The organism is Candidatus Pelagibacter sp. Uisw_136 (genome assembly GCF_047720275.1).
Taxonomy (GTDB): Bacteria; Pseudomonadota; Alphaproteobacteria; order Pelagibacterales; family Pelagibacteraceae; genus Pelagibacter.
On record NZ_CP159812.1, the window covers coordinates 930,126 to 942,681 of the forward strand.

13 protein-coding genes are annotated in these 12,556 nt (G+C 30.8%); 8 read left to right on the forward strand and 5 right to left on the reverse strand.

Annotated elements, in window-relative coordinates:
- Positions 1-6: 6 nt before the first annotated feature.
- From ABXT53_RS05070 to ABXT53_RS05105, 8 genes are all read left to right on the forward strand, one after another.
- A complete protein-coding gene (locus ABXT53_RS05070; RefSeq protein WP_415277902.1) occupies positions 7-1,407 on the forward strand; it encodes an ammonium transporter in 1,401 nt (466 codons plus the stop codon).
- A 12-nt stretch (positions 1,408-1,419) separates the two neighbouring features.
- Complete coding sequence (locus tag ABXT53_RS05075) at positions 1,420-1,644, forward strand: hypothetical protein (protein WP_415290045.1); 225 nt, start codon at positions 1,420-1,422, stop codon at positions 1,642-1,644.
- Between the two features lie 233 nt (positions 1,645-1,877).
- Positions 1,878-2,762 (forward strand): class II glutamine amidotransferase, encoded by an 885-nt coding sequence (locus tag ABXT53_RS05080; protein ID WP_415290046.1) that lies wholly within the window; start codon positions 1,878-1,880, stop codon positions 2,760-2,762.
- Positions 2,762-3,445 carry a protein glxC gene (locus ABXT53_RS05085; RefSeq protein WP_415290047.1) on the forward strand — a complete coding sequence of 228 codons (684 nt, stop codon included), beginning with the start codon at positions 2,762-2,764 and terminating at the stop codon, positions 3,443-3,445. The genes ABXT53_RS05080 and ABXT53_RS05085 overlap by 1 nt, the downstream gene beginning before the upstream one ends.
- 2 nt (positions 3,446-3,447) lie before the next feature.
- Positions 3,448-4,776, forward strand: coding sequence for an FMN-binding glutamate synthase family protein (locus ABXT53_RS05090; protein WP_415290049.1), 1,329 nt, complete (start codon positions 3,448-3,450; stop codon positions 4,774-4,776).
- 43 nt (positions 4,777-4,819) lie between these two features.
- On the forward strand, positions 4,820-6,145 hold the full coding sequence (gene glnT, locus ABXT53_RS05095) for a type III glutamate--ammonia ligase (protein ID WP_415290050.1): 1,326 nt from the start codon (positions 4,820-4,822) through the stop codon (positions 6,143-6,145).
- Positions 6,146-6,150: 5 nt separating this feature from the next.
- A complete protein-coding gene (locus ABXT53_RS05100) occupies positions 6,151-7,293 on the forward strand; it encodes a diaminopropionate ammonia-lyase (protein WP_415290052.1) in 1,143 nt (380 codons plus the stop codon).
- A 6-nt stretch (positions 7,294-7,299) separates the two neighbouring features.
- Entirely contained in the window at positions 7,300-8,721 is a 1,422-nt protein-coding gene (locus ABXT53_RS05105) for a cryptochrome/photolyase family protein (RefSeq protein ID WP_415290057.1), read from the forward strand.
- On the opposite strand, the gene ABXT53_RS05110 is transcribed toward ABXT53_RS05105, so the two are convergent.
- The 5 genes from ABXT53_RS05110 to ABXT53_RS05130 are packed head-to-tail and all read right to left on the reverse strand — an operon-like array spanning position 8,718 to position 12,555.
- Positions 8,718-9,137 carry a secondary thiamine-phosphate synthase enzyme YjbQ gene (locus ABXT53_RS05110; RefSeq protein WP_415290059.1) on the reverse strand — a complete coding sequence of 140 codons (420 nt, stop codon included), beginning with the start codon at positions 9,135-9,137 and terminating at the stop codon, positions 8,718-8,720. The two genes, ABXT53_RS05105 and ABXT53_RS05110, sit on opposite strands and share 4 nt — an antisense overlap.
- Positions 9,134-10,192: a cell division protein ZapE gene (gene zapE, locus ABXT53_RS05115; RefSeq protein ID WP_415290061.1), complete on the reverse strand. Its 1,059-nt coding sequence runs from the start codon at positions 10,190-10,192 to the stop codon at positions 9,134-9,136. The genes ABXT53_RS05110 and zapE overlap by 4 nt, the downstream gene beginning before the upstream one ends.
- On the reverse strand, positions 10,189-10,617 hold the full coding sequence (locus ABXT53_RS05120; RefSeq protein WP_415290062.1) for a hypothetical protein: 429 nt from the start codon (positions 10,615-10,617) through the stop codon (positions 10,189-10,191). The genes zapE and ABXT53_RS05120 overlap by 4 nt, the downstream gene beginning before the upstream one ends.
- Positions 10,618-10,619: 2 nt before the next feature.
- Positions 10,620-11,918 carry a PQQ-binding-like beta-propeller repeat protein gene (locus tag ABXT53_RS05125; RefSeq protein ID WP_415290063.1) on the reverse strand — a complete coding sequence of 433 codons (1,299 nt, stop codon included), beginning with the start codon at positions 11,916-11,918 and terminating at the stop codon, positions 10,620-10,622.
- Positions 11,911-12,555: a hypothetical protein gene (locus tag ABXT53_RS05130; protein WP_415290064.1), complete on the reverse strand. Its 645-nt coding sequence runs from the start codon at positions 12,553-12,555 to the stop codon at positions 11,911-11,913. Before ABXT53_RS05130 ends, ABXT53_RS05125 begins: the two co-directional genes overlap by 8 nt.
- Position 12,556: the final 1 nt, after the last annotated feature.

The window sequence follows — 12,556 nt, forward strand, 5'->3', positions numbered from 1 at the left end:
GAGATTATGGATGATCAATTAGGCGCTCTTACAGTTATATTTACAGAATTTTACTACTGGGTAACAGTAGTATTAATGTTCCTGATTCACGTCGGGTTTTGTATGTATGAAGTTGGAGCCTCACGATATAAACATCACCAACATACTTTAATGAAAAATACCATGGTAATACCATTAGTAACGGTAACCTGGTTTTTCTTTGGTTGGTGGATTTACTGGGCATTCCCAACAGGACCGGGAATAGCACCTTCAATAATGAATGAAAGTTCAGCATTAATTACTGACGAAAGTACTTTTAGTGCGAAATGGTATGTAGCAAATACTGAATTTATGGCTGTCAACTTAGGTGACCGTATAAGTGGAGTATTCTGGGCTGCATTCTTACTATTTTCATGGACAGCTGCTTCAATTGTTTCTGGAGCAATCATTGAAAGAATTACAACTTTTGCATTTGGTATTTTAGCAATTGCAATTGGTTCGTGCTTCTGGGTAATTGATGCTGCTTGGGGATGGCACTTTGATGGATGGATGCTTAAAATTTTAGGATATCATGACGCTTACGCATCAGGAGTAATTCACGCAATTGCGGGTGGATTTGCTTTAGGTGTTCTAATTGTTTTAGGACCTAGAATAGGAAAGTTCTCATCAAGTGGTGAACCAAGAAATATAGGGCCAAGAAACCCATGGCTAGTTACAGTTGGATTATTTTTAATCTATACTGGTTTCTGGGGATTTTATGCGGCATGTAATATACCGATATTTGATCTTGGACCTGAATATGGAATGGAAGGTGTAACATACTGGACAGCAACAAACATATATGTAACCCCAACCACATTGAGTGGAATAACCTATAACTTCTTGATGTCATTATCAGGTGGATTATTGGCTGGATACGTGGTCGCAAAAGGTGATCCATTCTGGACTTACTCAAGTGGACTAGCTGGGATCATCTGTGCATCTGCAGGTAATGATTTGTATCACCCGATACAAGCAATGCTTATTGGTGCGATCGGTGTTGTTATAGCGTACAAAATGCATTACTGGGTTGAACGTAAGTTCAAAATTGATGATGCAGTTGGTGCAGTAGCAGTACATGGTTATGCAGGAGTTGTTGGTCTTATAATTTGTGGATTTGTTTTAAATGGTTACCCAGCATCTGGATATAATGTTGGAGCTATGTGGGACGGATCAACTTATGCATCAATCAATCCACTGGGACAATTCCTTGGAGCAATTATAATGTTCGGAGTTCTTGGAATGTTACCAGGCTACGTTATTGCTAGAATACTAAGCGCTTTTGGTAAATTAAGAATACCGCGTGAAGTTGAAATAGCAGGACTAGACTATGAAATAATGGAGGACGATAGAGAAGCTGAAAAAGCAGTCGCCTCTTCAACTAGGTAAAGGAGAAAAAATATGGCTACAGTTACAAACTGGATAGATCATTTAAGTGCAAAAGAGGTTGTCGGAGCAGTTTATCCGGGGGCCGGATCCACTGAAACTTTACTAGTTATTCTTGGTGTAGTTTTTTGGATTGGCTGGCATGTTATAACTGCTAGATCTGAGAGTGAAAAACTTTCAAGATTAGCAAGAAAAAGACATGGTACTAATGATCATAAGAGCAATATTACCGACTGGTAATATTAACTAAAAATTTGGGCGCTACTTAATTGTGGCGCCCTTTTTTTTTACAAAAATTATACAATCATGGATAGAAATAATAACGAAGATCACAGACCAAGTAAGATGAGAGGTGTCGTTTTTCCAAAAGCAAAGTATGGAGTGATAGCGGCTATTATCATCATTGTGGTAGGAAATATTTTCTACTATAAAGATTTTCTACTGTCTCTAATAAAATAAACTTAAAAAAATTTATGTGTGGAATTGTTGGCATCTACTTAAAAACTAAAAAATTTGAAAAAAATTTAGGAAAGATGCTGTCAGGTATGCTTAATAATATGGAATCTCGTGGACCAGATAGTGCTGGCTTTGCAATTTACAAAGATGAAAGTAAAAAAATATACAAGTTTTCTTTATGTATTAATGATTTAAACTTTAATAGCTTTAAGAAAGAAATAACTAAAAAAATTAAAAAAGTTAAACTTACTCAAATCTCAGATCATGTAATTCTAAAAACTCTAGAGCAGCCAAAGAAAGTAATTGAAATAATTAATTCTAATTTTCCTAAAATATCTATAGTTGGGTATGGTCGATCAATAGAGATATTTAAACAAGTTGGTAATCCTAAAGATGTAGTAAAAAAATTTAAATTAGATAGTTTTAGTGGCACTCATGGAATAGGCCATACAAGAATGGCTACGGAAAGTGCAATAACTACTGATGGATCTCACCCCTACTCGACTGGTGAAGATGAGTGTTTGGTTCATAATGGATCATTATCAAATCATAACAATTTAAGAAGAGAGCTCACTAAAAAAGGTAACGTCTTTAACTCTGAAAATGATACTGAAGTTGCTGCAGGATATGTTTCTAACAGTTTATCAAATAATAAATCTTTAAAAGATACCCTTACATCGGGTCTTAAAGATTTAGATGGTTTTTATACATTTATTACAGGAACTAGAAAAGGCTTTGCAGTTGTTAGAGATGAAATAGCGTGTAAACCTGCAGTAATAGCAGAAACAAAAAACTATGTTGCAATAGCATCAGAATTTCAAGCCATGGCACATTTACCAGATGTAAATGGTGCAAAAATTTTTGAACCTGAGCCTGGTATTGTTTACTCGTGGGGAAATTAATGAAATTAGATCTAAAAAAAAAGAAATTAAGAGAAATTAATAATACTTTACAAAATTTAGATAATAAAAAAAATGATAGAGACTTTGTGATTATAAATCCTGAGGGAAGCCACGCATTATGTGCTGGGTTAAATCAGGAAATGAAAGTTTTAATCAAAGGCCATGTTGGCTATTATTGTGCAGGAATGAACCAAAAAGCACATGTAACAATAGATGGAAATGTTGGAACGGGTGTTGCTGAAAATATGATGTCTGGAAAAGTACATGTTAAAGGTAATGCTTCACAATCTGCTGGCGCAACTGCTCATGGTGGATTACTTGTAATTGATGGAGATGCTAGTTCAAGATGTGGTATTTCAATGAAAGGAGTTGATATTGTGGTTAAAGGTTCGGTTGGTCATATGTCTGCATTTATGGCTCAATCTGGAACAATGTTAGTTTGTGGTGATGCTGGTGAAGCTTTGGGTGATAGTCTTTATGAAACAGATATTTTTGTTAAAGGATCAGTTAAATCTTTGGGTGCGGATTGCATAAAAAAAAAAATGAAAAAGAAGCATTTAAATAAAATTTCAGCTCTTTTAAAAAAAAGTGAAATAAAAAATATTAAACCAGATAGTTTTAAGAGATATGGTTCGGCACGAAAACTTTATAACTTTAATATCGATAACGTATCGAGCTATTAATAATGTCATATAATAAAAAAACTCATCCTCGTATATCATGGACTTTTGATGAGTATACAAATTCAGAAATAAGAAGAGCAGCAGCAACTGGAATTTATGATATTAGAGGTGGAGGTTCAAAAAGAAAACTTCCTCACTTTGATGATTTACTTTTTCTTGGTGCTTCGATGTCTAGATATCCTTTAGAAGGGTATAGAGAAACCTGTAATACAAAAGTAACTTTAGGAACACGTTACGCAAAAAAACCTTTGGAACTAGATATCCCTATTACAATTGCTGGAATGAGTTTTGGTGCATTATCGGGAAGAGCTAAAGAAGCTTTAGGACGTGGAGCAAGTATGGCTGGTACGTCTACAACTACTGGTGATGGTGGGATGACACCAGAAGAGAGAGGACAATCTAAAAATTTAATCTATCAACTTTTACCTTCTAGATATGGAATGAATCCTGACGACCTTAGAAAAGCAGATGCTATTGAAATTGTAATAGGGCAAGGTGCTAAACCAGGTGGTGGTGGGATGTTATTAGGTCAAAAAATTAGTGATCGTGTTGCAGAAATGAGAACCTTACCCAAGGGTATAGATCAAAGATCTGCATGTAGACATCCTGACTGGACAGGTCCTGATGACTTAAAGATCAAGATTTTAGAAATAAGAGAAATTACAGGATGGAAGGTTCCAATATTTATTAAAGTTGCAGGAGCAAGACCATATTATGATACTGCTCTTGCTGTTAAAGCTGGGGCTGATGTTGTTGTTTTAGATGGAATGCAAGGTGGAACTGCTGCTACTCAAGAAGTATTTATAGAAAATGTTGGTCAACCTACTTTAGCGTGTATTAGACCTGCCGTAGATGCACTTCAAGATTTAGACCAACATAGAAAAGTTCAGTTGATTATATCTGGTGGAATTAGAAATGGTGCAGATGTTGCTAAGGCAATGGCTCTTGGAGCAGATGCAGTTTCAATTGGTTCTGCTGCAATGGTTGCTTTGGGAGATAATGATCCTAAGTGGGAAAAAGACTATAATAAATTAGGAACTACTGCAGGAGCTTACGATGATTGGCATGAGGGAAATGACCCAGCAGGAATTACAACTCAAAAACCTGAACTGATGAAACGCTTTGATCCTATTGCTGGTGGACGACGTTTATCAAATTATTTAAAAGTAATGACACTTGAAGCTCAAACAATAGCTAGAGCTTCTGGTAAAAATGATTTACATAACTTAGAACCTGAAGATTTATGTGCACTTACAGTTGAATCTGCTGCTATGGCCAGAGTTCCACTAGCAGGAACTAGCTGGATACCAGGGTTAAAAGATAAAAAATAGTATTGTTAAGATTAATTAACAGTTGTAAATTAAATAATTAAAGATGCCTAAAAATTTATCTAAAATTGCTAAAGCTAAAAAAATAAAATATTTTTTGATTAGTTTTGTAGATTTTTTTGGTGTCTTAAGATCAAAATTAGTACCAGCACAAGCGATTGCAGACATGCAAAAAAATGGTGCAGGTTTTGCTGGTTTTGCAACTTGGTTAGATATGTCTCCTGCAGATGGAGATATGTTTGCTCTACCAGATCCTGAAAGTTTAATTCAACTACCTTGGAACAAAGAAATTGGCTGGTTAGCTTCTGATTTATATATGTATGGTAAGTCTGTTAAGGCTTCACCTAGAGTGATGCTCAAAGAACAAATTAATAAATTAGATAAAAAAGAATTAGTCATGAAGTCAGGTGTAGAGTGTGAATATTTTTTAATATCAGAAGATGGAAGCAAAATTGCTGATACTAGAGATACTCAATCGAAACCATGCTACGATCAGTCTGCTTTAATGAGGAGATATGATTTAATTAAAGAAATATGTGATAGCATGATTACTATGGGTTGGAACCCATACCAAAATGATCATGAGGACGCTAATGGACAGTTTGAAATGAATTGGGATTATACAGATTGTTTAACCACAGCTGATAGACATGTATTCTTTAAGTATATGGTTAAATCATTAGCCGAAAAACATGGTTTAAGAGCAACATTTATGCCAAAACCTTTTAGCAATCTAACAGGTAATGGCTGTCATGCTCACATTTCTTTATGGAATGGAAAAATTAATAAATTTTTGGATAATGGAGACAAATTAGGTTTGAGCAAATTAGCATATAATTTTCTAGGTGGAATTATGAAACTTACTCAGCCTTTAACAGCATTTTTTAATCCGACAATTAATAGTTATAGAAGAATAAATGCACCACCAACAAAATCAGGTGCTACATGGTCACCTAGTAGTATTTCTTATACAGGAAACAATAGAACTCATATGATAAGAATTCCTGATAAAGGTAGATTTGAATTAAGGTTAATGGATGGAGCAGTAAATCCTTATTTACTTCAGGCTGGAGTAATAGCTGCTGGTTTACATGGAATAAATAATAAAATAGATCCTGGTGAACCTTTATCTTGTAATATGTATACCGATCATAAAAATTACCCTAATCTAAAAAAATTACCTAACATAATTGAGGATGCGTTGGATCAACTAGAAAATAGTAAAGAAATTGAAGAAGCATTTGGTAGGGATACTATTAAAAGCTATCTAAAATTAAAAAGATCTGAAATTAAAGATTTTAATCAAGAAGAAAAATTTGATAAAAAAAGCTCAGTAACTCACTGGGAAAAAAATAGCACCCTTGATTGTTAATAAAAATGAAATCAATCCTTCAGAAAGACCTTTGGTCCATTACATCTTTTTTAGAAAATAAAGAGTATAATTTTAATAAAGAAAATATACTCACTCAATTACCAGAAAAATTTATAGATGAAGCGATATTGGCCATATCTAGTTGGGATAACTACGCTCCTACTCCACTGATTAAATTAAATAAATTAAACGATGAATTAAACTTCCAAAATATTTACTACAAGGATGAAGATAAAAGATTTGAACTTAAATCATTTAAAGCATTAGGTGGAGCCTTTGCTGTTTACAAGATTGCAAGTGAAAAAAAGAACATAACAGTTTCGACAGCTACAGCAGGAAATCATGGAAGATCAGTTGCATGGGGTGCGCAAAGACTAGGTTTAAAATGTAAAATATTTATAAGTAAATTTGTTAGCGAGTCTAGAGCTGAAGCCATGCGTAATCTGGATGCTGAGGTTATTAGAGTTAAAGGGAATTATGACGATTCATTAAAGGAATGCATCAAACAATCAAATGCAAATAATTGGGAAATTGTACAAGATGTTTCTTGGGAAGGTTACAAAGAAGTGCCTAAATTGATTATGGCTGGGTACACAATAATGGTTAAAGAAATTTTAGATGAAATAAACTCAAATTTGATAACACACGTATTTCTTCAGGCGGGTGTTGGGGGAATGGCAGCGGCAATGATTGCTGGTTTTGCAAAATTATCAAAAAATATCCCAAAGTTTATTACTGTTGAGCCAGAAAATGCAGACTGTGTATTTCAAAGCATTAAAAATAATAAACCTACAACTGTTGATATAAAAAAAGAAACAATAATGGGTGGAATGTCTTGTGGAGATGTTTCAAGTATTGCCTGGGAAATTTTAAAAAATTCTACTAACTACAGCTTAACAATATCGGATGATGCAATCTCAACTACTGTTGCAATGCTAGCAGAAAAACATTTATCTGATGAAAAAATAATAGCTGGTGAATGTGCTGTACCAGGTATAATTGCGTTAATAGGCTCATTTAACAATAAAGAATACTTAGATAAGTTAAAGTTAAATGAACAATCAAATGTACTATTGTTTGGTTGTGAGGGTTTAACAGATAATGCAATGTACAAAAAACTACTAAGTGATGGATTGAAAAAAATCTAAATAAATATGACAAAAAAAGCTGTTGTTTGGATAAGAGAAGATTTTAGAATTGAAGATAATGAAGCCTTAGCTATTGCATCTCAAAATCATGAGTTTGTAAGTGCTCTTTATATTTATAACCCAAAAAATTTTGATAAAAAAAGAGAGGCTCAAAAATGGTGGCTCTCTAAGGCTTTAGAAAATTTTAACCTAGATCTAAAAAAGTTAAATATCACATTGGAAGTTCAATTAGGTGATGAACTAGAAGTATTGTCAAATTTAAAGAAGAAAGATGATGTTACTGTTTATTGGAGTAAAGTATATGAACCAGATGTAATTAATAAAGGTAAAAAAATAAGAGACCAATTCATTAAAAATGAAATTCAATATAAGTATTTTAAAGGAAATATTCTTGTAGAGTTTCAGGAAATGACTAAAGATGATGGTACACCTTATAAAGTATTCACTCCTTTTTGGAAAAAAACTGAACAACTTTACATCTCAAAAATACCTTCTAAATTTATAAAAGTTAAATCAAAAGCAAAAAAAATAAACATATTTAAAAAATCAATTTCTATAAAAGAAATTTTACCTAAAAAAGATTGGCATAAGAAATTTGAGAAATATTGGATACCATCAGAACAGGAAGCAAAAAAATATTTACAAGAATTAATAAATAATAGAATTGAGGACTACGGTGAAGCACGAGATATTCCAGGTGTTAATGGAACCTCCAGGTTATCTCCTTTCTTAAAATTTGGACAAATACATGTGGAGACAATTTGGAAGAAATGCCAAGACATTAAAATAAAAAAAATGGGGTATAGAAAGTATATTAATGAATTAGGATGGAGAGAATTTTCTCATAGTTTAATTAATTACTTCCCTCAAATGCTAAAAGGCAACCTTAGAAAAGATTTTGATAATTTTCCTTGGGTTAAAAATGATAAATTTCTTAAAGCTTGGAAAACAGGTATGACAGGATATCCCATTGTAGACGCTGGGATGAGGGAACTGTACGAAACAGGATGGATGCACAATAGAGTAAGAATGATTGTTGCTTCTTTTCTTGTAAAGCATTTAAGAATTCATTGGAACGAGGGTGAAAAACATTTTAAAAATTGTTTGGTTGATTATAATGAAGCTAGTAACGTTGCTCAATGGCAATGGGTTGCAGGCTGTGGTGCCGATGCAGCTCCCTATTTCAGAATATTTAACCCTATTCTTCAAGGTGAAAAATTTGACAAAGATGGAATTTATACAAAGAAATGGGTTCCAGAGCTTAAAAACATGCCTAATAAATTTTTATATAAACCATGGGAACTAGAAAGCAAATACCAAGAGCAGATTAAAGTTATTGTAGGTGCAGATTATCCAAAACCAATTGTAGACCACGCTGAAGCAAGAAATGCTGCATTACAAGCTTTCAAAACAATTAAGAAAAGCTAATCTCCTAAATAATGAAGAATAATCAATCTGTTCTGTTTCTCAATTTTATGCTCAAAAAGATATAACCCCTGCCAAGTTCCAAGTAATAACTCATTATTTTTAACACTCAAAGAAATTTGATTATTAGTTAATGAGGACTTAATGTGTGCGGGCATGTCATCTTTTCCTTCAACTGTATGGATATAAAGGGAATTATCCATTGGCACGAGCTTATTAAAAAAATTTATTAAGTCAGTTTGAACATCTGGATCCGCATTCTCTTGTATTATTAATGAAGCACTAGTGTGTTGAATGCTTATATTGATAATTCCATTATTAAACTCATTATCATTAACCCATTGATTTGTTTGGTTGGTAAATTCATACAGCTTCTGTCCATTTGTATTCAATTCTAAATTAAAAAATTCTTGTCTCATAGCTTGTTATATTTGATAGATGTTAATTCATATAATCGACTAATAGTTCTTTTAAATATTTTTTTTAAATCCTCCGAGGAACTTAATAAATCTAATTGTAATTGAGATGATATCATTAAAGGTATATTTTTTTCATAAAGAATATCAATTAGTGTAATAAATCTTTGTTGTTGATTAGAATTATCAATATTAAAAATAGGAATATTTTCTATAACGATAAAGTTACACACTTCAGCTATTTTTATATAATCCTCTGCACCGATATTTTTAGAACATAGTTCTTTAAAATCGAAACGTGCTATTCCATTAAAATAATTCTTAATAATAAAATTTCTACTTTTAATAATTAAGGTCATTTCTTTGTTAGGAAGGTTTTTTGTTATTTTTCTAAAAAACTTATTAAGTTTAAAGTTTATTGTTTCATTTAATGGAAAAAAATATCTTTCATTTTTATTTTTTAAGGATTTTCTATAGTCTTCTTCAATGATTAACTTTGCTTGAAAGCATCTTTCTTTCATTATTTTAATAAAGGGAAGAAATTGATCACGTTGCAATCCATCTTTGTAAAGATCATTTAATTTAGCATTTGATGTAAATAAAACTTTTATATTCTCATCAAATATTTTTTTGAATAAGTTACCCAAAATCATAGCATCTACAATGTTGGTGACTTGAAACTCATCAAAATAAATTAACTTAGATTTACCTTTTAATTTTTTAACAAATTTATCTATAATATTTTCTTGGTTATTTTCTTTATTTTTAAAAACAAAATCATGAAAACTAATCATAAACTCATTAAAGTGAAATCTTTGTTTAGTTTTATCAAAATTATTATAAAAAAAATTCAATATCATGGTTTTACCCACACCTACATCACCTTGTAAATAAAATCCTGTTTTAGAATTCTGTTTAGTAAATATTTTTTTTAAAAATGATTTATTGAAGTTCTGATTGTAAAATAAATTAAGCTCTTCTATTAAATCTAATTGATTGGGATTAATTTCTAAATTATTTTTTTTACAATAATTTAGAAATGATTTATTTAAATTCATTTTTTTATTTTAAAGTCTATACCATACTCTGACCTGGGCCCTTTTCTTAATCCAAAGGGTCCAGATATAAACAGAGTAAGAGGTTTTGTTCCTGATTTAAGATCAACCCTATGCAAATTGTTTGCTGACCTAAAACCAATATATCCGGCTGGTCGCCAAAATTTTCCAGAACTTGATGTTTCCCAATAACCTCCCCTTAATATGATAGTTATATATGGAAATGTATGGTTATGGACACCTTCCCCATGATCATCAGCTAACATTTCATGTAAAAGAATATTAAATGGAAACCATTTTGGTCTATGTCTTAATAAGACATAATATCTATTCATCCAAGGTTTGGCCTCGTTGAATTTAGGATGAGAAGGTCCTCGATCTAAAACAACTTTTTTTCTTCCTAATTTATCAAGTAACTTAAGAAGCATTACTAATTAAATTTAATAATAGAACCATTGCTTATTAGAAAAAGTTTATTTTCATTTATAAAGGGCTGTAAAATTTTGCCTCCTGAGATTTTTACTACATTCAAGATATTACCCTCACTACTATTTACAATAATTAATTTTCCATCACTATTAGTTAAGTATATTTTATTCAAAGCTACAAAAAAACCTGTTGGTTTTATCTGTTTTCTTTTTTTATCTTTATAATCTTTAAATAAATCATTAATTCTTTTTATATTTCCTGATTTTTTATCAATTACATATAAATATCCTTTTTCAGATATAGTTATTACAAGGTTGCCAATAACGACAGGTTTGAGATCTGAACTAATTTCAGTTTTCCAATTAATTAATCCTGTTGCAGTATCAATTGAGTAAAATTCATTTTTATTATTAGAAAAAAATATTGTATTTTCATTGATCACCAATTCCGAATTTGATAATTGAAATGCATTTTGACTAATATTGTTATTTTGTGTGGGTAGCTGCCAAACAAGTTGACCAGATTTCATATCTATAGCTGTAATATCTCCAATAGAATTATTAAAATAAATATTTTTTTTATCTAGAGCAATGGATATCTTTGTATTTGATTTTGTTAAAGATTCTTCAGTTTTTAAATTCCATATTTCTGATCCATCTTGTATTGATATTGATCTTAGAATATTTTTATAATCAACCACATAAAAAACATCATCTTTAATCTTAATGTTAGAGTTAAAAGGAACTATATTTGTTTTTGTCCATAATAGTTTACCCGTATTAATATTAATCGCATAATATTTTGCCACATCATCTGTTACAATTAAAATATTTTTTTTTGCTGCAAAATTTAATCTTGGTTTAATTTTCTTTTCACTTTTATTATAAAAGTTATTTTTCCATAGTATTTTTTGGTTTTCATCATAAAAAGTTATTGCACCCTTATTGTCATAAAAAACTAAATTTTTATTATAAAATAAAGGATTAGGATTTATAAAGTTAAAATCATTAAATTTAGAAAAATTATATTTTCCAATTTTTTCTAAGACACCCTCATAAGCTAGCTCACCCGTATCATTTTGATTATTCAAGCTGTTTTGATTAAACTTTCCATTAGATATTTTAATGTAAAGATTTGAATTAAACTCTTTCTCTAGTCTTACTTGTTTAGTTAAAATAGTTTTAGTGTTTTCGATTTGGGGCTCATCTTTGTCGTTTTTATCCCAAAAACCTACTTTTTTACTTGTTGAACAGTTATTTAAAATAAGAATGATTAAGACTGATAATAATACTTTATTCACCCAGATCTCTATTTAATCTCTTTTGTGATTCAGCTTTAATTGTGCCGTTAGCATTAGGTAAAACTATAATCTGTTTAAAAAACTCTTTAGCTTTTTGTTTTTCACTTTTTGAGTAAAAAAATTCTGCCATTAAATATAATGCGTGGGATTTCCAAATACTTTCGGAATTAATCACTGGATTAAGTATTTTTAATAATTCATTTTCACTTACAAAGTCTGAATTAAATAATGCTTTTTTATATATGATTAAATTCTTGATTTCGTTTTCAAGGTTTGTTTTTTCAATCAATTCATTAAATAAGGTATTTATCTCCTCATTATTCTCCAATAAATTATTATCCAGCAGATGATATAAAGCCAATGGGGAATAAGTTGCATCGTTACTTTTTACAACGGTGACCATTTCGTTAATTGTTTTTTGTTTATTATTTGGATTAAGATCTATTAAAGCTAAGTTATATTGATTTGCTAACTTAATTTTGGTTCTTTCTTTAGATTTTTCAAATGAAAGATACCCAATTATAATTACTAATATTATTGAGGCAGTTATTATAAGTTTTTTTTTATTATTTATAAAAAAATTGCTTATTCTCTCATTTCTTGTGTTTGAATCTATGATTGTAATTTCTTCATCCATT